At 63.9% G+C, this 19,063-nt stretch carries 17 protein-coding genes; 11 read left to right on the top strand and 6 right to left on the bottom strand.

Annotation, left to right across the window (positions count from 1 at the left end):
• Window positions 1-51 precede the first annotated feature (51 nt).
• Entirely contained in the window at window positions 52-2,706 is a 2,655-nt protein-coding gene (locus DZC73_RS25810; protein ID WP_124543258.1) for a heavy metal translocating P-type ATPase, read from the top strand.
• A gap of 90 nt (window positions 2,707-2,796) precedes the next feature.
• Window positions 2,797-3,513: a ZIP family metal transporter gene (locus DZC73_RS25805; protein ID WP_124543257.1), complete on the top strand. Its 717-nt coding sequence runs from the start codon at window positions 2,797-2,799 to the stop codon at window positions 3,511-3,513.
• A gap of 76 nt (window positions 3,514-3,589) precedes the next feature.
• On the opposite strand, the gene DZC73_RS25800 is transcribed toward DZC73_RS25805, so the two are convergent.
• Window positions 3,590-4,720 (bottom strand): tyrosinase family protein, encoded by a 1,131-nt coding sequence (locus DZC73_RS25800; RefSeq protein ID WP_198414979.1) that lies wholly within the window; start codon window positions 4,718-4,720, stop codon window positions 3,590-3,592.
• Window positions 4,721-4,773: 53 nt separating this feature from the next.
• On the opposite strand from DZC73_RS25800, the gene DZC73_RS25795 reads away from it, so the two are divergent.
• Window positions 4,774-5,463: a hypothetical protein gene (locus DZC73_RS25795; protein WP_124543256.1), complete on the top strand. Its 690-nt coding sequence runs from the start codon at window positions 4,774-4,776 to the stop codon at window positions 5,461-5,463.
• 24 nt (window positions 5,464-5,487) lie between these two features.
• On the opposite strand, the gene DZC73_RS25790 is transcribed toward DZC73_RS25795, so the two are convergent.
• The 4 genes from DZC73_RS25790 to DZC73_RS25775 all read right to left on the bottom strand — a co-directional run bounded on the left by DZC73_RS25790 (window position 5,488) and on the right by DZC73_RS25775 (window position 9,139).
• Window positions 5,488-6,555 carry a DUF3800 domain-containing protein gene (locus tag DZC73_RS25790; RefSeq protein WP_124543255.1) on the bottom strand — a complete coding sequence of 356 codons (1,068 nt, stop codon included), beginning with the start codon at window positions 6,553-6,555 and terminating at the stop codon, window positions 5,488-5,490.
• 571 nt (window positions 6,556-7,126) lie between these two features.
• Window positions 7,127-7,771, bottom strand: coding sequence for a hypothetical protein (locus tag DZC73_RS25785; RefSeq protein WP_124543254.1), 645 nt, complete (start codon window positions 7,769-7,771; stop codon window positions 7,127-7,129).
• Entirely contained in the window at window positions 7,768-8,763 is a 996-nt protein-coding gene (locus DZC73_RS25780; RefSeq protein ID WP_124543253.1) for a hypothetical protein, read from the bottom strand. The genes DZC73_RS25785 and DZC73_RS25780 overlap by 4 nt, the downstream gene beginning before the upstream one ends.
• A 16-nt stretch (window positions 8,764-8,779) precedes the next feature.
• Window positions 8,780-9,139 (bottom strand): hypothetical protein, encoded by a 360-nt coding sequence (locus DZC73_RS25775; protein ID WP_124543252.1) that lies wholly within the window; start codon window positions 9,137-9,139, stop codon window positions 8,780-8,782.
• 90 nt (window positions 9,140-9,229) lie between these two features.
• Here DZC73_RS25775 and DZC73_RS25770 point away from each other — a divergent pair, with 90 nt between their 5' ends.
• Complete coding sequence (locus tag DZC73_RS25770) at window positions 9,230-9,829, top strand: sce7726 family protein (protein WP_124543251.1); 600 nt, start codon at window positions 9,230-9,232, stop codon at window positions 9,827-9,829.
• Here DZC73_RS25770 and DZC73_RS25765 read toward each other — a convergent pair.
• Complete coding sequence (locus DZC73_RS25765) at window positions 9,771-10,874, bottom strand: beta family protein (RefSeq protein ID WP_161974744.1); 1,104 nt, start codon at window positions 10,872-10,874, stop codon at window positions 9,771-9,773. The genes DZC73_RS25770 and DZC73_RS25765 overlap by 59 nt on opposite strands.
• 269 nt (window positions 10,875-11,143) lie before the next feature.
• Here DZC73_RS25765 and DZC73_RS25760 point away from each other — a divergent pair, with 269 nt between their 5' ends.
• The 7 genes from DZC73_RS25760 (at window position 11,144) to DZC73_RS25730 (ending at window position 19,002) form a co-directional block, all read left to right on the top strand.
• Complete coding sequence (locus DZC73_RS25760) at window positions 11,144-11,548, top strand: hypothetical protein (RefSeq protein WP_124543249.1); 405 nt, start codon at window positions 11,144-11,146, stop codon at window positions 11,546-11,548.
• A gap of 191 nt (window positions 11,549-11,739) precedes the next feature.
• On the top strand, window positions 11,740-12,972 hold the full coding sequence (locus tag DZC73_RS25755) for a TolC family protein (RefSeq protein ID WP_235835283.1): 1,233 nt from the start codon (window positions 11,740-11,742) through the stop codon (window positions 12,970-12,972).
• Window positions 12,973-12,988: 16 nt separating this feature from the next.
• Window positions 12,989-14,650 (top strand): efflux RND transporter periplasmic adaptor subunit, encoded by a 1,662-nt coding sequence (locus DZC73_RS25750; RefSeq protein ID WP_124543247.1) that lies wholly within the window; start codon window positions 12,989-12,991, stop codon window positions 14,648-14,650.
• Entirely contained in the window at window positions 14,647-17,817 is a 3,171-nt protein-coding gene (locus DZC73_RS25745; protein WP_124543246.1) for an efflux RND transporter permease subunit, read from the top strand. Before DZC73_RS25750 ends, DZC73_RS25745 begins: the two co-directional genes overlap by 4 nt.
• Before the next feature lie 118 nt (window positions 17,818-17,935).
• On the top strand, window positions 17,936-18,187 hold the full coding sequence (locus DZC73_RS25740; RefSeq protein ID WP_124543245.1) for a hypothetical protein: 252 nt from the start codon (window positions 17,936-17,938) through the stop codon (window positions 18,185-18,187).
• A gap of 54 nt (window positions 18,188-18,241) precedes the next feature.
• Window positions 18,242-18,547, top strand: coding sequence for a hypothetical protein (locus tag DZC73_RS25735; protein ID WP_124543244.1), 306 nt, complete (start codon window positions 18,242-18,244; stop codon window positions 18,545-18,547).
• Window positions 18,526-19,002: a DUF411 domain-containing protein gene (locus DZC73_RS25730; RefSeq protein WP_124543243.1), complete on the top strand. Its 477-nt coding sequence runs from the start codon at window positions 18,526-18,528 to the stop codon at window positions 19,000-19,002. The genes DZC73_RS25735 and DZC73_RS25730 overlap by 22 nt, the downstream gene beginning before the upstream one ends.
• The last annotated feature ends 61 nt before the right edge of the window (window positions 19,003-19,063 follow it).

Genomic DNA, 19,063 nt, shown 5'->3' with positions numbered 1-19,063 from the left:
ACTTAACCCTGACCTGATGAACAACCAACCAGCATCAACGGAGAACCTCGCATGGCCCACACGAACACCCAGAAGTTGCGCCTGGACATACCCCTGCTGCTCCCCGAGGTGCCTGATGTCCATGACAGGTGCGTCGTTAAGTTGCTCGCCGCGCTCAATGGACGGCCCGGCGTCGAACAGGCACATGTGGTTGAACCCAAGGATGGCAAAGCCGCGCAGTTGTGCGTTCACTACGACCCGGGCGTGATCTCTCTCGGCCGCGTGCGCGAAATTGCGCACGCGGCGGGGACAACACTGACCGACCGGTTCGGCCACCTGATGGTCCGTGCGGCCGGGACACTGCATGCGCGCGAGGCGAGGACCTTGGCGGCGCGGCTGCAAGCTTTGCCGGGAGTGGTCGAGGCAGAAGCGGCAACGAGCGGCGCTGTCCGAATTGAGTACGACCGGGAGAAGTTGTCAGACCACGCGTTGCTGGCGCGGCTGCGCGGCATGGGTGTGCCGGTGCCAAACGTCGGCGCTTCGGCGGCGCGGCCGAAAGACTCAGCTGTACCAGCTGGAGGCGATGAGCATGCAGGCCACGATCACAGGCCCGGCGAAGGCCACGAGCAACCAGCGGCGAGTCATGACGAGCATGAAGAGCACGAAGGCCACGAGCACGCGCATGCCGAGGGGGACGACCACGCTGATCACGGCCATGCAGGCCACGACCACGAGCACGGCGGTCCATTCGGTGAAAAGTCGGAGCTTGTCTTCGCACTGATCGCCGGTGCCTTCCTGCTGGTCGGCTGGCTGATCGCCTGGAGACAGTGGGGGCCGTCCTGGGCATCCGTCGGCTGCTTCATCGGCGCCTACCTCGTCGGTGGCTTCTTTACCGTTCGAGAAGCGCTTGAAAACCTCAAGGCCAAGCGCTTCGAAATCGACACCCTGATGCTGGTGGCGGCGGCTGGTGCAGCCGCGCTCGGCCGATGGGCGGAAGGCGCATTGCTGCTGTTCCTGTTCAGCCTGGGCCATTCGCTCGAACACTACGCGATGGGACGGGCTCGGCGTGCTATCGAGGCCTTGGCCAAGCTCGCCCCGGACCGCGCGGTCGTGCGTCGTGGCGACAGCACCGAGGAGGTGGATGTCGCCACTTTGCAGGTAGGTGAGGTGGTGGTCGTCAAGCCCAACGAACGAATGCCGGCGGATGGTTTTGTGACGCGGGGCCAGAGCAGCGTGAACCAGGCACCGGTGACCGGAGAGAGCGTGCCGGTGGACAAGCGCCCGGTGGACGACGCCAAGGCCGCGCTGGCTGCATTCGACAAGCTACCCGCGGCACATCGGGTGTTCGCCGGAACGATCAATGGTGCGGGCGCGTTGGACGTGACTGTCGCTCGCAAGTCGACGGAATCGACGATGGCACGGGTTGTGAAGCTCGTCACCGAGGCCGAGGCCCAGCGTTCTCCGACGCAGAACTTCACCGAGAAATTCGAGCGCTTCTTCGTCCCGGCGGTGCTCGCGCTGGTTGGCGTGCTGATGTTCGCCTGGGTGGTGATCGACGAACCATTCGCCGACAGCTTCTACCGTGCGATGGCAGTGCTGGTGGCGGCAAGCCCTTGCGCGCTGGCGATTTCGGTGCCGAGCGCGGTGCTGAGCGGCGTGGCGCGAGCGGGGCGCAGCGGGGTTCTCGTCAAAGGCGGTGGTCCACTTGAGAATCTCGGCTCGCTCACGTCCATCGCCTTCGACAAGACCGGCACGCTCACCGAAGGCAAGCCGCGGCTGACGGACGTGGTGGCCGCAGAGGGCGCGAGCGAGACGGAACTGCTTGGCGTGGCACTGGCGGTCGAAGAGCACAGCGACCATCCCTTGGCTTCGGCGGTGGTGGCCGGCGCCCGGGAGAAGCTGGGGAACCAACACCAACCGCTCAAGGCAGACGCCCTCGAAAGCATCACGGGGCGTGGCGTCAAGGCGACCGTCGATGGCAAAACCGTGCATGTCGGCAAGCCCGCGCTGTTTGCCGAGGTGGAGGGCACGCGGATGCCTCAAGCGTTGACCGACGCCAACGAACGGCTCGTGGCTGACGGGCGCACAACCATGGTCGTTCGGCAAGGCGAGCGATACCTCGGCGTGCTCGGCGTGATGGACACACCCCGCCCCGTGGCGGCCCAGGTGATGAAGCAACTTCAGGGACTTGGCATCCGGCAGCTCATCATGATCTCGGGCGACAACCAGAAGGTGGCCGACTCGGTGGCCAAAAGTGTGGGACTGACCGAAGCGCGCGGCGACCTGATGCCCGAAGACAAGGTGACCGCCATCAAGGAGTTGCGCGCCAAGGTCGGCAAGGTTGCGATGGTGGGCGATGGCGTCAACGATGCGCCAGCCATGGCGAACGCCACGGTGGGCATCGCCATGGGCGCCGCCGGTTCGGACGTAGCGCTCGAAACCGCCGACGTGGCCCTGATGGCCGATGACCTCGCGCAGTTGCCCTTCGCAGTGGGGCTGTCGCGCAAGACCAGCGGCATCATCAAGCAGAACCTGTGGGTCAGCCTGGGCGTGGTGGCCGTGCTCATTCCGGCAACCATCTTGGGGTTGAACATTGGCACCGCCGTGATATTCCACGAGGGATCGACTTTGCTGGTGGTCCTGAATGCGCTGCGCCTGCTCGCGTTCAAACTTCCCGGCGGCGTGCAGCCATCCCAGCCCGAAGTGAAGGAAGCGGCGGTGAGCTGAACATTCTCTCGACCACGCTCAGAACTGCCTCTGGGCACGCCTGCAGGGAAGCCTTTGACAACCCAAGGCCCCGAACGTTGGACCATTGGCATGACGAATGTCCTCTTGTTTGCGCTCATACCTGCGATGTCCGTCGTCGTAGGCGGCATCGCCGCCGCCTTCAAGACACCCAGCGCCGCTATACGCAGCGGGACGCAACACATCGCGGCGGGCGTTCTCTTCGCAGCACTTGCCACCGAGTTGCTCCCGGATGTCATGCATCGGCGGCTTCCACTGGTGACCGCTGCGGGGTTCGCGCTCGGCGTGGTGGCGATGCTCTTGCTCAAGGCACTCACCCGCAAGCTGGAATCTGGCGCACAGAGCAACGATCCGACGATTCCCTTGAGCATGCTCCTGACGATGGCCATCGACATCGCGCTCGACGGGCTGCTGATCGGCATCGGCTTCGCGGGCAGTTCTCGTCAGGGCGTCTTGCTCACGATCGCTCTGACGCTCGAAGTACTCTTCCTGGGCGTGTCTGCGGCCGCGGCGCTGACGACGGTTAAGGCTGGGCGGGCAACCATCGTTGGCGTTACCTCTGGCTTCGCGGCATTGTTGTTGATCGGAGCGGGAGCCGGTTCCTACTTTCTTGCCGACGTGTCTCCGGTGACACTCGATGTGGTGATGTCCTTCGGTGTCGCGGCGCTTCTGTACTTGGTCACCGAAGAGTTGCTGGTCGAGGCGCACGAAGTGGACGAGACGCCGGTGCTGACCTCGATGTTTTTCCTTGGCTTCCTTGCGCTGATGCTCATCGAAATGGTCATCTAACCGCTCGGTGCGGATGTCCATCACGCCGGAATCGACCACGGGTCTGTCGCTCTGCGTGTTCGGTGAGCAGGCTTCGTCAATCAGCCCAGAACGGTGTCCGAATGCGACGGCGGATTGCGGAACGGGCGAAGGTCTCCAGCATGACCTGATTGTGGGCCGGCTCGTACTCGTAGCCGAGACCGGAAATGCTCAGTACATCCCTCACCGTGCGCGTTGATGGTTTGAGTTGATCGTCGAGATTGTGCCCCGTGGGACCGCTTCGCTCCGGCGCATAGTGCGGTGCGGCGTCTGGGTTTTCCGCCATCTGCACTGCTTGCCAATCTGCCCACACCTTGTCGATGAAGCAGTGATGGAGAAAGAACACCGGGTCGTTGGGCGATGTCATGGGTGCCATGTTGCCGCCGATCCAGAGGTGAACCCGGTTGTGCAGCTGCGAGCCCGGTGTCTTGACCCTGGCATCACCTCGCTGCGTGACCCATCCTTCGATGCGGTTGCGAAAGCCGATCGTGAAGGGACTGCGCTCGTAGTTCGGTGTGTCGTAGAACACCTCTGCCATTGCAAGCGCAAGATCCTCCTCCGTCGGTAGCGACGGCAGCATCCGGCCGAACTGTCTCTTCAGCCCCGTCCCGGGCAAGCCATCGTCCGGCAAGGATGGCACTGGCCACTTGCCCGAACTCTCGGCGAAGGGTCCGCGCTGAACGCGCCACTGGTCGCCCTCTTCGCCGTTGCCTCCCATGAACGTGTCCGCCCAGAGGGGCGATGTGCTCGGGTCGGGCAGCTTGGCGTCTTGTGTCCAGTCCCAATACGGGAGCGAAACGCTCGCGTCAATGGTCCGCAGGTCTTGCTCCAACTGCATCAGAAAATCCCGGTGCCAGGGCAAGAACGACGGCCCTCGGTGCGCACCGTTGCGATAGTTCGCATCGCGAGGTTCCTGGGGCAGAACGGTCGGGTACATGACCTGGTGGTGCCAGTGCACGTACTTGTCATACTCGCCGCGCCCCTTGAGTTCGATCAGGGCGTGAACCAGTGCATCGATTTCCGACTGGCTCAACGAATGGACGCTCTTCCTCGTGATCATTTCTTCTCCCTTTGCGGACAAAGCACGGCGACTGGCGAAAGGCATGCAGCTTACGCGTGCCTCGGGGCAATGATCAATCTCGCTCTGGCTTGCGAAAACTGCATCCACAACTCTGATGACGAAGGTCATCGCCGGCCATCGCTCCCGCATCGGTCGTTCGTTTGACCATAGACTTTGCCGCCATGGCAAACAAGCAATTCAATCTCGATGGGCTCACGCCGCTGTTCCGGGACGCGGTTCTGCACAAGGAACCGACGCTCGGCTTTGAGGTGGCCCAGGGGCGCGGACGCTTTGTCTTCATGATGTTCTTTTCCGAAGAAGACAAAGAATCCAGAGACCTGCTCTTCGTGTACTTGCGGCACACGCGCGTGATGCTCGACTTCAAGCTGTACGGCAACCACTTCAAAGGCGACTTCCGAATCTTCATCGATCCGGTCAAGGAGCGCGCCATGGTGGAGGAGTTGCAGCTCGGGCACGGTGATGTCGCCTTCGAATTCGAGGGCTTCTTGCGCCAACTGAATGGCGCTTTCCCGGCGCAGCTTCCGTTGCAGGCAACGCTGGATACGCTTCGGGCCGTCTGGCCGCAGGTGGGCGAGCGGCTGCGCAGCGTGGTCGATGAAGCCGCCAGGACCATCCTCATCGGCATTCGCCGACTCGGCCACAAGAAGCCTCGTGAAAAGACTCTGCGCAAGCTCTATCTGCACACCAACGGCGATGCCAGGACCATTCGCGCTCTGGTCACCGCGCTGAAGGCCGCGCACATCACCCTGGCCTGGACGGACGATCCGACGGCGGTGGCCAAGAGCTTCGTGGACCTCATGGGCGATGTCCGCCGAGCGGGAGGTCGACCCTCGCCGCTGGGCACGACCTGAATTGGTCGGGTCGCTTCGAACGCCTCATCCAAAGTAGCCCACGTCTTTCAGGAATTCGGTGGAGCCGTCCACCAGGCTTTTCTGCCCTGCTCCCGGTTCGTTCTTGCGTTCGATCTCAATCGACGGAAGCAGCCCGCCGGCAAACAACTCCTGAAGCCGCGTCCCCTTCATGGCTTCGTGATAGTCGTTGGACGGGCGGCGACCCGACCACGCCAGCAGGCAATCGATAGCCGCGCCCGCGATCAGATCAGCCACTTGCAACTGCGGATGGGCGGACGATTCGGCGAAGTCGAGATCTGAAATCCGCAGCGGCAATTCCGCTTGGCGCGTGCCGTAGCCGATGGTGCGCGGATCGATGGGGGTCATCATGGCGCGCAGAAAGCGCTCATTGCGTTTGAGCGGCTTGGACCGGTCGTGAGTCACTGTCAGCCGCCCTGACTCGATCTTCATCCATTGATTGATCATGTCGATGAAGATGTCGACGGCCGGGTCGAAGACCTCAGTGTCAGTAAAGACGCCGATGAACTCATCCAACCGTCCACGCGCCAGCAAGAGCCCGGTGGCGAAGTCGCGATAGTCGTAGGGCGTCGCCAGCGCCGCCTGGCTCAGGGTTTCGTCAAAATATGCGAAGGCGCTGGCGGTCCGCTCCCGCATCGCTCGCACGACGGCATGCATCACCTTGTCCCAATGCCCGTCAGGGAAGATGATTCTGCCTGCGTGGTACCAGACGTTCACCAGGCCGACATGGGCATCGCCTGCATACAGATCCTCGCCCACTTCGTGAAGCGGCGGCTCGATCAACTTGTCGACGATGTGCGTGATCAGGTAGTAGCGCTTGTCGGCCAGCAGGAACTTGGCGGTCGACGGCGTGAGTTCCGGTGACGAGAAGAACTGCAATAGCGCTTGCTGGCCGCTTCGGTTGCCTTTGAGGCGCGAGTACTTGGCTTCCCGCTGCCCCTGACGCAGAAGCGGTCCGAGCAAGTCGGCGGAGCGTTGAGCGTCGAGGTTCGTGCATGCCAACGCAAAGACGGGCTGGTCCTCGCTGAGCAAGTCAACGCCAGTGTTGCCAGATTCGTCGCAAAAAAGGTGCATCCATCTTCCCGAAAACGGCCCTTGTGGATCGGAGCGGACTTTCTCCGGAGACCGGGGCGTGATCCCAGGGCTGCCGCACCCCACACCTTACGCCGATGCGCCACAAGCGACGCATGGTGTGGTCCGGCACGTGCGCAGGCGGCGTGCCCGCTTCTCTAAGCCACTACAGGGGCGGCACCCCCAGCGAGCGACAAGGCGAAGGCGCGTAGCGTCTCACTACACGGCACAAAGCCAACATGGCTGGACCATTCCAGAAACGCGCCGGGCGCAACCTTGACGAACACCACTTGGACGCCGAGTTTTCTGGGGGCTTCTTCGTAGGCTCTGTTCGATGCCGTGAACTCGGCGTATGTCGTTGGGAAGCGTGGGTCGTCAGCCATGGCCACTGCGAATGCCGGATAGTCACGACGCGAAATCTGAGCGATCACCGCCTTTGGCATGCACTTCCCCTTCCGATCTCAGCATTTTCTCAGCGCCATTCAGATCCTGCCTTGTTGCAAGACCTCGACATCGTCTTGTGACATGCCGGCCTGACCAACGGGGCACTCGTCAAGCGATCCGTGCCGGGTGTTCAGGAGATCCAGACAAACGGCTTCATTGCGAGCAGTGCGCCGCAGTCTGCGGTCAGTTCGCCAATCTTGTGTTCGAGTGCCATACAAACTGCTGCTGCTTGGCCAGAAGAAAAGCACCCACGAACCGCGGCATCTGCGGTTGAGTCCGTGGCGATTGCCGCGGCCACGATGTCAAAAGTCCATCGCCCACACAGGTAGTGCACCGTCTGCTCCAAGCAAGCGAGCTTTCCAGCCAAAGCCGCGAGGACGGGCTCCGTTTTGGACAGCGCAGCGAGCGCCCGAAGCGCCTTCTTGTCGCCGGTGTCCACCAGCGCGGCATCGAAGTTGCCGGCAGCGGCAAAGAGTGTTGCCTCGCCGGCGTCGATTTGCGGCTTCCCCGCGAGTGCACTTGCCACCTGCTGGTTGTGCCCCTTCACCGGCGGGCACGCGTTCACGAAGTTCAGAAGCTGCTTGGCGCCAACGCTGGAACCCACTGCCTGCACGGCGGCGGCCGGGTCATCGAGGTGAAGCTTGAACCGATAGCGCAACGACGTGAGAACAAAGACATCGGCCTTGCCCTGCTTCGTGAGGTGCGCGTGAAACCGATCGAGCATTCCCCAGCGGGCGAGCTTGACTGCCACATCGTTGTCGACAAACACCTTCATGCGGGCGGCAACTCCATCGCCGTCAGCTTGAGCAAGTGGTCCATTCCATCAGTGGAAAGCACGTCGAAGTCGATTTCGTCGCGCGCCACGTCGTTGATGACGCGCGGTGCTGCCTGCATCGTCTGCAAGTACTTCAACGCTGCATTGGCGGTCTTCCACTCCTGCGTGAGGCGCCCCCACGCGAGGATCACCTGGCCCGCGTCCAGCGGCTTGTCCTTGAGCGAGCTGAGGACCTCCGCGGCCAACGACAGCTCGCTGTATGGACGGCCCAACAGCCGCTTGGCGGCAGCATCCAGTTCGGCACCGCCGAGAACCTCGATCGCGTACGCATCCGCCTCTTTCTCGTCGTCGTCGAAAAAACTCTTCTGCGCATCGACGGGAAGGGTTTCGTCAACCAGGACGGCATTCGTACCGGCCGCGAGGTGTCCGCACATGATGTGGCCGAGTTCGTGAGCAACCAGGTACGCGAGCTTTGCCGGCGCGGTCTCCTTGCGGACCACCATGACGATGGGACGCTGGTCTACTCGCATGCACATCGCATCCGGGCGACGCAGGCCGCTGGGCCATCCGGTCACGTGGACGATCGGGATGCCCTGCTTCCAGCTCCAACCGACCAGGCGATCGAGCGTGGCGGCACCACCATCCTTCATCAATTGCGCCCGAAGCGACTGCGGGGACAGGGGCTGCAAAATGGGGCGACCTTCGGCCGCCGCTGACAGCAGGTGCGCGAGCCCGTTGCCAATGCCCGCGGCAACCGCCAGCTGCGACGAACCATCAGGGTGGACTGTCTTGAAGCGCGGTGCTGTTGCCTGAAACTTCGGCGAAGGGTCGCGCTCCTGCAGGCTTCCAAGCGACACGTTGAATCGGCGCGCCAGAAGGATCTGCAATTCGAGCAGACCGTCTTCGCTTTGCGCGACCTCGTCGACCCACCAGCTCGGGATCAGCGAGCGCACTTGAGCCGCGGTCAAACCGAGTTCCTTGAAGGAACTCATCAGCTTGCGTGCGGGATTAGGTGCGGGCATGGGGTGTCTTGCGGATGCGTCGATCGGTTCCCCGATGGGCCCCAACGTGGGCGCCGGCCTTCAGCAGTCTAGCAATTGCCTGCGCGTGCTCGGGCGTGCCGTCCCACACATCGCGCACGGCACGCCATAGCACCTCTTGGGCGCGGGCGTCGGGCGGCATCTCATCAATCTCGATTCCAGCGAATTTGCATAGCTTGTGATGAGTCTTCGTCAAGCGCTTCGGTGAACGCAGTGCGCGATGCAGCGTCGATTGCGGCACGCCAGATTCAATGGCGAATCGGGCCTCGCTATACCCTGCAGTGAGCATGAAGGCGCGCAATCGCTCAACGACTTCGTGAAGTGTCATGCATCCATTTTCGCATAATGCATAGACCGAGGTACACTGGCCCGCCTCCAGCCGCGCTTCGCGGCGACCCAGCCCTCACCTGCCACAGACATGCTCGACGTATCGCACGACCATCAAGTGCGGGCGGCCCTGAAAGCCCACCTGCAACCCAAGTTGGGTAGCGATGACCTGCTGGTCGACGAATTCGGGCTCGCCTATGGCGCCGCTCGCGCGGACCTCGCGCTCGTCAACGGGCACTTGGAGGGTTTCGAGATCAAGGCGGCACGCGACACCTTGACGCGACTGCCCTCGCAAGTCGAGGCCTACGGCCACGTGTTCGAGATGGCATCCATCGTCACCACGCGCAGCCACCTGGCCGAAGTTCGGCCGCTGCTGCCGAAGTGGTGGGGCATCATGCTGGCCGTTCCACGCTCACACGGCATCGACCTGCTCGTTCAGCGCCAACCTCGCTCGAACCCTCGCCGCAGCGCGCAGCACCTGGCGCGGCTGCTGTGGCGTGATGAGACGCTGGCCGCGTTGAGCGTGCTCGGGCTCGATCGCGGCCTGAGATCCAAACCCAAGCTCGTACTCTTCGATGCGCTCGCGGCGGCGATGCCGGTCGACGAACTGGCAGACTACGTTCGAACCTGCCTCAAGGCGCGGGGAGACTGGCGATCTGCCAAAGCGCAAAGTGGATGTGATGGTTCGTAGCGTCACGGCGCCAGTGCGTGGCATTTCCGGGCCCCACGCCTGAACTCGCAACCTTGTCGTAGTTCGTGTCGCCCTTGCTGAAGGCTGCACCCATGTAGGGCGGCTTCAACGCGACGAGGACCTTGCAGAGATCGCGGTACTGCTCGAAGCCGAAGTCCTTCACGCTGCGGGCCTTGAACACGAACCACCGGTCGTCGTGGGTGTAGCGCAGGTTCGCACTCATCTTCATCATGCGCGGGTCTGAATCAAACGCGAGGATGTGGCTCACCCCGTAGTCGCTGTAGATCACACCGGCGGGCGCACCAGGCTGCAGCCGCACGGCCTTGAACAGCGCCCAGTCCGTTCGTTGGATCTGGTGAGCACCGGGCATGATGCCGGCGAGGTTCGCAGGAAAGGCGCCGCTCGACAGCACGAGAGAACGCCACGACGCGGCCGAGGCGATGGCGGCAAGGCAAGCCGCGATCTCCGCCGCCCGCTTCGGAACCTCCCAATCGGCCACGTATTCCAGATCCAAGACGGCATCGACATTGGCCGCGGTCGCACCCAACATGCCCAGTGTGGTTTGGAACCAGCTCGCAACAACCGCCGGCGTGACTGCTTCCTGGCGAACGTAGCGCAGCGTCCAGCGCGTCTTCTGCCCTTTGGACACCGCCTTCTTCATCGCTGTAATTTCCATCGGCTGCGCGAGGGAAGACACCACCGGCACAGCACGCACGCCCTTTGACCAGAGAACATGGAACAGATGCTCCCAGACGGTCTCGGCGCCGACTGACAGCTTGTCCGACTCGGTGATGCCCTGGTCAAACGCGATCTCATGCGTTGTGCCCCAGTACTTTGCGGTCGCCACGGCAATGGCCTCGATGTGCTGATCCCAGCTCTTTGTGTACTTCTCCTTGTCCCAGTCGTACGGACGCTCTTGTAGTTCCGCAATCGGCATGACTGCGTCCTTTTGAACGCTGGTCAGCGTCTCGACCGCTGTCTGCTCGCCCCGTTTCCACTTGAGAACTGGCACATACGCGAGTGCGTTGCCTTGGTTGTTGTTCATCTTGGCTCCCTCCCCTGCCGCTCGCCGACATTGCTTCGGAAGCGACCCGATCCATTGTGCAGCCCCGCCGCGCCCTCGATCAACCATGTCCACAAGGGATTTCCGCGCTACCCTTGTCGCGGCATCCTCGGGAATTGACGGCGCGCAAACGTGTCGCAGTCCACGTGGACTGCAGTGGCATGCGACGCCGATGCCGGCGTACACTTGTATCTGAACCGGCCAACCGTGTTGTAAGAACACGGCGCAGTGAACCGACTCATCCGTTGACCATGAAATTGCCTCGCAAGTACCGCCTGCTGACAGCGCTCGTCGCGCTGTTTGGCATGCTGTTCATGCAATTGGCGGTGGCCGCGTATGCCTGCCCTGGACTTGCCAGCGGCAACGGTTCGGACGCCATGGCCAGCAATGGTTCTGCGATGCCGTCGATGCCGGACTGTGATCAACCCGACCCGGTGAATCCGGCCTTGTGCCACGCACATTGCCAGGATGGCAAGTCATCCCTGGACAAGGCCGACGTACCTGTCGTGTCCCCTGCGGCCGTGATGGTCTCCACCATCCTCACGCCGTTCGAGCCGCTGATCCCGGCTCCCATAACGGGCGCTCAGCCGCCCTCGTTCTTGCACCGGACCACGGCGCCACCCATCGCCATTCGGAACTGCTGCTTCCGCATTTGATTTCCAGACGCTGCGCGCGCTGAAGACCTGACACGGGTCAGGTTCCGCACGCCCGGGTGCTCGCCATCGCGAGCCGACCCTCGACCTCATGTCGTTCGTCTGGAGATTTCATGGTTCTTCACTCATCGCAACGCGCGCCATCGAGACAGCGCCACCACATCGGCCTGGCCGCACTGACGCTGGGCTTGGCCGTGACCGCATTCACCGCCCATGCCGCGGGCTCACTGACACTGGACGAGGCGCTGCGCCTGGCGCAGGAGCGCTCGCGCCAACTGTCGGCGCAAGATGCTGCCGCCAACGCGTCGCGCCAGATGGCCGTGGCGGCGGGGCAGCGGCCCGATCCCACCTTGAAGGTGGGCGTCAACAACCTGCCGGTGGATGGTCCCGACCGGTTGAGTCTGACCCGCGACTTCATGACGATGCGATCCATCGGCGTGATGCAAGAGATCACCCGCGGCAGCAAACTCAAGGCCCGCTCCGAACGCTTTGAGCGCGAAGCCGAAGTCGCCGTGGCCGGCCGAGCGCTCGCCTTGGCCAACCTGCAGCGCGACGCGGCCATCGCCTGGTTGGACCGGTCCTACCAGGAACGCATGCGCGAGGTCCTTGTCGGCCAGCGTGACGAAGCGAAGCTGCAGATCGACGCTGCCGACGCCGCCTATCGCGGTGGACGCGGGTCGCAAGGCGACGTGTTCGCGGCCCGGTCCGCTGTCGCGCTGATCGAAGACCGCATTGCCCAGACCGAGCGGCAGATTGCCAGCGCGAAGACGCAACTGGCGCGCTGGGTCGGCACTCCCGCGAACGACGCGTTGGCCGAGCCCCCCGCCCTCGCGACGATCGGCTGGCGCCTCGACGATCTGGAAAGCCGCCTCGCGCATCACCCTGAGATCGCCGTGATGCTCAAGCGCGAGGAACTCGCGCAGGCGGAGGTCGAGGTGGCCCGCAGCAGCAAGAAGTCGGATGTGAGCGTCGAGGTCATGTACAGCCAGCGAGGCTCGGCCTACTCGAACATGGTGTCGGTCAATGTGGCCATCCCCTTGCAGTGGGACCCCAAGAATCGTCAGGACCGCGAGGTCGCCGCCAAGCTGGCCATGCTGGACCAGATGCGCGCCGAACGCGAGGAAGCTACGCGCGCGCATCTGGCCGAAGTGATGGCGATGTGGCAGGAGTGGCAAAGCAACCGCGACCGGCTCGCGCGCTACGACGCCTCCCTCATTCCCTTGGCCACTGAGCGCACCCGCGCCTCGGTTGCGGCGTATCGAGGCGCGAGCGGCACGCTGACCGCAGTCCTCGAAGCGCGCCGCAACGAAATCGACACGCGCGTGGAGCGGCTGCGCCTGGACATGGACACCGCGCGCTTGTGGGCGCAATTGAACTATCTCCTCCCTGCGGGCCATGAGGCGACGCCCTCCTCTTCACCTCGCTGACGCAGAGAACAACGCCATGAATCGAAAAACCGTTTTGATTTCCGTCTTGCTCGCCGGTGTTGTCGTCGCTGGCGGCTACGGCATGTACATGGTCGGCATGCAGCGCGGCATGGGCATGGCCTCCGGCCCCTCCGCGAACTCACCGGCTGGAGGCAACGCCACCCAGCCCGCGGGTGGGCCACAAAGCGCGCTGGAAGGCGAAGACGCGACTCGCCGGCACATGCAGGCAGGCCTCAAAGCCGGCGACATCGATCCGATGACGGGCAAGAAAATCCTCTACTACCACGACCCCATGGTGCCCGCGAGCAAGTTCGACAAGCCGGGCAAGTCGCCGTTCATGGACATGATGATGTCCCCGGTCTACGCCGACGGGGACAGCGACCAGGGCAAGGTCACCGTCAGTCCACGGGTCCAGCAGAACCTGGGCGTGCGCACCGCGCTCGTCACCGAGGGCAAGCTGTCTCCCCAGGTGTCTGCCGTGGGCAGCATCGCGTTCAACGAACGCGATCAGGTCGTCGTGCAGGCCCGTGCCACGGGCTACGTCGAGCGCCTGCACGTGCGCGCGACGCTTGACCGTGTGGCCAAAGGCCAGGCGCTTGTCGACCTGTACGTGCCCGACTGGATTGCCGCACAGGAAGAGTTCTTGTCGGTGCGGCGCATGCAAGGCACGGACCTCGCTGTGCTGGTCGATGGCGCGCGCCAGCGCATGCGCCAGGTGGGCATGAACGACGACCAGATTCGCCTCGTCGAGAAGACCGGCAAGACGCAGCCGCGGATCACCCTGGCTGCGCCGACCGGCGGCGTCGTGGTTGAACTCATGGTGCGTGAGGGCATGACGGTCATGTCGGGCGCGACACTCTTCCGAATCAACGGCTTGTCCACCGTGTGGGCGAATGCCGAGGTGCCGGAGAGCCAAGCGGCGCTGCTGCGCCCGGGTGCGAAGGTCAGTGCCAGGAGTCCGGCCGCACCGGGCGAAACCTTCGAGGGCAAGGTCCAGGCTCTCCTTCCGGAGGTGAATGCCTCTACTCGCACCCTGAAGGCCCGCATGGAGTTGTCCAACCCGGGAGGGCGACTCGTGCCCGGCATGTTCGTGCAGATGCAGTTCATGGACATGCGCGCCGAGAAGGCGCTTCTGATCCCCACCGAGGCCGTGATTCAGACCGGCCGTCGCACAGTGGTCATGCTGGCCGAAGAAGACGGCCGCTTCCGTCCCGTGGATGTCGAAGCCGGCATCGAGAGTGGTGGGCAGACGGAAATCAAGCGCGGTCTTCAGTCCGGCCAGCGCGTGGTCGTGTCGTCCCAGTTCCTCATCGATTCGGAAGCCAGTTTGCGCGGCATCGAAGCGCGTCTGAACGGCGTGCCGGCCACGCCCGCGGCGAGTGCTGCCGCCGCCGCGGCCAGCGCGCCGCGACACGTCGGGGAAGCGAAGGTGGAAACCATCACCAAGGAGGCGATGACACTGTCCCATGGGCCGATCCAGACAATGAAGTGGGGCCCGATGACCATGGACTTCAAGCTTCCGCCAAGCGGCGTTCCGCGCAACGTGAAGACGGGCGACCGGGTCACGTTCGAGTTCTACATCGACCAGGAGAATCTTCCGCAACTGACCACGGTGACGCCCTTGCCGCCTGAACCGAAGGCGGCGAATTCTGCCGCAACGGCTGGGAGCAAGCCATGATCGCGCGGCTCATCCGCTGGTCGATCGGCAACCGGTTCCTGGTGCTCCTGGCCACCCTCATGGTCAGCGCCTGGGGCGTGTATTCGGTGATGCGTACCCCGTTGGACGCCCTGCCCGATCTGTCGGACGTGCAGGTGATCATCCGGACCACCTACCCCGGACAGGCGCCTCGCATCGTCGAGAACCAGATCACCTACCCGCTCACCACCACCATGCTCTCGGTGCCGGGCGCCAAGACGGTCCGGGGCTACTCCTTCTTTGGAGACTCGTTCGTCTACGTGCTCTTCGAAGACGGGACTGACCTGTACTGGGCGCGCTCTCGCGTTCTTGAGTACCTGAACCAGGTACAAGGCCGGCTGCCTCCGGCGGCCAAGGCGTCGCTCGGCCCAGATGCGACCGGCGTGGGCTGGATTTACCAGTACTCGCTCGTCGACCGCAGCGGCACGCAGGACGCGGGCCAACTGCGTGCGATTCAGGACTGGTTCCTGAAGTACGAACTGAAGACGGTGCCCAACGTCGCCGAAGTGGCGTCGGTCGGCGGCATGGTGCGCCAGTACCAGATCGTGCTCGATCCGGACAAGCTCGCGGCCTACAACATCCCGCACACGAAGATCGTCGATGCAATCCAGAAGGCGAATCAGGAGACTGGCGGCTCCGTGCTCGAACTCGGCGAGGCCGAGTACATGGTGCGTGCGTCGGGCTATCTGCAAAACCTCGACGACTTCCGAAAGATCCCGCTCACGACCAACGACGCGGGCGTGTCGGTGCGGTTGGGCGACGTGGCGCGCATCCAGATCGGCCCCGAGATGCGCCGTGGCATCGGCGAACTCGACGGCGTGGGTGAAGCCGCGGGCGGCGTGATCGTGATGCGCTCGGGCAAGAACGCGCTGGAGACCATTGCCGCGGTCAAGGAAAAGCTGAAAACGCTGCAGGCCAGTCTGCCCAAGGGCGTGGAGATCGTGCCGACCTACGACCGGTCGAGCCTCATCGAGCGCGCCGTCGAGAACCTGAGCCACAAGCTGCTCGAAGAGTTCATCGTCGTCGCGGTCGTGTGTTTCATCTTCTTGTTCCACTTGCGATCTGCGTTCGTGGCCATCGTCTCGTTGCCGCTGGGCATCCTCATCGCCTTCATCGTGATGCACTACCAGGGCGTCAACGCCAACATCATGTCCTTGGGAGGCATCGCGATCGCCATCGGCGCGATGGTCGATGCTGCCGTCGTGATGATCGAGAACGCCCACAAGCACCTGGAGCAGTGGAAACACGAGCACCCGGAACAGACGCTGCACGGCGACACCCATTGGCGCGTGATCGCCGACTCGGCGGCCGAGGTGGGCCCGGCGCTCTTCTTCTCGCTGTTGATCATCACCCTGTCGTTCATTCCGGTGTTCACGCTGGAGGCGCAAGAAGGCCGGCTGTTCTCGCCGCTCGCCTTCACGAAGACGTACGCCATGGCGGCGGCAGCGGGACTGTCGGTGACCTTGATCCCTGTGCTGATGGGCTACCTGATCCGCGGCAAGATTCCCGATGAGAAATCCAACCCGCTGAATCGGGTGTTGATCGCCGGCTACCAGCCACTGCTCGACGCGGTGCTGCGTTGGCCGAAGCTGACGCTCGCCGGCGCCGCTGTCATCCTGGTGCTGAGCCTGTGGCCACTGCAGCACATCGGCGGCGAGTTCATGCCTCGGCTTGACGAAGGCGACTTGCTCTACATGCCCTCGGCGTTGCCGGGCTTGTCGGCCGGCAAGGCGGCCGAGCTGCTGCAGCAGACCGATCGCCTCATCAAGACCGTGCCCGAAGTGGTGAGCGTGTACGGCAAGGCAGGCCGTGCGGAGACCGCGACCGATCCAGCGCCGCTGGAGATGTTCGAGACGACCATCCAGTTCAAGCCGCGCGACCAGTGGCGCCCCGGCATGACCCAGGACAAGCTGGTCGAGGAACTCGACCGCATCGTGAAGGTGCCGGGCCTGGCCAACATCTGGGTGCCGCCGATCCGAAACCGCATCGACATGCTGGCCACGGGCATCAAGAGTCCCGTGGGGGTGAAGGTCGCCGGCACCGACCTCGCCACCATCGACCGCGTTACCGGCGAGATCGAGCGCGTCCTGAAGGACGTGCCTGGCGTGTCCAGCGCCTTGGCTGAACGCCTGACGGGCGGCCGTTATGTCGACGTGAACATCAAACGCGACGAGGCGGCGCGCTTCGGCATGAACATCGCCGACGTTCAATCGGTCATCACCTCCGCGGTAGGTGGCGAGAACATCGGGGAGACCGTCGAAGGACTGCAGCGCTTTCCGATCAACATGCGCTACCCGCGCGAGGTTCGAGATTCGCTGGAGAAGCTGCGCAGCCTGCCCATCGTCACCGAACGCGGTGCGCGGATCGTGCTCTCCGACGTGGCCGACATCCGCATCACCGATGGGCCGCCGATGCTGCGCAGCGAAAACGCGCGCCTGTCGGGCTGGGTCTACGTGGACATCCGCGGGCGGGACCTGCGCTCCGCTGTGCAGGACATGCAGCGCGCCGTCACCAAGGAAGTGAAGCTCCCGCCGGGCTATTCCATCTCATGGTCCGGCCAGTTCGAGTTCCTGGAGCGCGCCACGGCCAAGCTGAAGATCGTCGTGCCCTTCACGCTGATGATCATCTTCGTGTTGCTGTACCTGACCTTCAAGCGCTTCGACGAGGCGCTGCTGATCATGGCCACCCTGCCCTTTGCGCTCGTGGGCGGCATCTGGCTGCTGTACCTGCTGAGCTACAACCTGTCTGTGGCGGGCGCCGTGGGTTTCATCGCACTCGCCGGCGTCTCGGCCGAGTTCGGCGTGATCATGCTGCTGTACCTCAAGCACGCCTGGCAAGACCGCATCGACGACGCGCGCACCGAGAATGCCGACCTGCTCGATGCTATTCGCGAAGGCGCCGTCCTTCGGGTGCGCCCCAAGGCGATGACGGTGGCGGTCATTCTGGCCGGCCTGTTCCCGATCATGTGGGGCACCGGCACGGGGTCCGAAGTCATGCAGCGCATCGCCGCTCCGATGGTGGGCGGGATGATCACTGCACCACTGCTGTCGATGTTCGTGATCCCGGCCGCATACCTGCTCATCCGCCGGCGACGCGAACGACCGGCGACGACGCATGCGTTCTGGTGGAGGCGCCGTGGAACGGTCTGAGTTCACCTGGTGCGGCCGGATCGTCCCGGCCCTGGTTGTGCTCCTGGCATTGACGGGAGCGGCTGTCTGCGTTGGCGCGAGGGCCGAGATGCCGGCGCCGCGGCCGGCGCATGCCGTCATGGCCCAAACCGAAATGCCCATGGCGGGCTCGCACACGGGATCGGTCCTCACCGACTGCATGCCCTGCGCGCTGTGCTACGCGGCGCCGGGGATCGCCGTGCAAGGCTTCAGCGGCGAGTCCAAGGAGCCCGTGACACCGACGTGGATGGACATGGCCGAACGGCCAGAGGCAAGAGCCACGGTCGACATGTACCGAAGGCGGCAGTCGTTGCTGCCGCTGCGCATCGCGTATTGCCGGTGGAGCAAGTAGCCGCAAGTCGAGGGTCCCGAGACAAGGCCATTTACCTCAGACAAGGAGTTCGTCATGAACAAGCTACTCATCACCCTCATGGGTGCCGTGACACTGGGCATCACCTTGCCCTCATGGGCCGGGCCCGACTGGCAGATCATCGAAAAGGCACGCAAGGACAAGCAGGCAACGCAAGTTGAACGCCACAAGGATCCCTACGAGGCCCAAGGACCGACGGCTGCGGTCAACAAGGGTTGCCCGCCCCCGCTGGTCCTGCCTCTCGACCACGGTCCGCGTGCCCAGACCACCCCCTGGCAGAACCGACAGATCAAGGAGCGCCATGAGGCGCAGCTCAAGGCATGCCAGGAGGCGGCGAAGTGAACCCCAGGCGGCGCAAACTGACTGTCTCGATGGCGCTGGTGCCGCTCGCAATCTCCTCGCGGGCGGCACCAGCGAAGGAAAAGGTCGAAGTCTGGACCGGGCCGTCGTGCGCTTGCTGCCGCGACTGGGTCAAGCACATGGAGGCCAACGGCTTCCAGGTCACGCTGCACGACACGGGCAACAGCGAGGCACGTTCGCGTCTTCGCATGCCCATTCGGTACGGCGCCTGCCACACGGCCGAGATCGGCTGGTACGCGATCGAGGGCCATGTGCCGGCGCGCGAGATCAAGCGGCTTCTGCTTGAACGTCCCCAGGCGGTGGGCTTATCTGTCCCAGCGATGCCGCGGGGTTCGCCCGGGATGGACGGGCCGACGTTCGGCGGCCAACGCGACCCGTTTGACGTGCTGCTCATCAAACGTGACGGCTCGGCGACGGTCTATCAGTCCTATAGCTGAGCTGCACGACCGTGTGCGCTTCCTGCCGTCGGCTCTGCGCCATGCAGATGCCGGCGGCCAG

This window comes from Rhizobacter terrae (assembly GCF_003852895.1).
Taxonomy (GTDB): Bacteria; Pseudomonadota; Gammaproteobacteria; order Burkholderiales; family Burkholderiaceae_C; genus Albitalea; species Albitalea terrae.
Note: the sequence above shows the minus strand (reverse complement) of the source record. Positions and strands in the feature narration are given on the sequence as shown.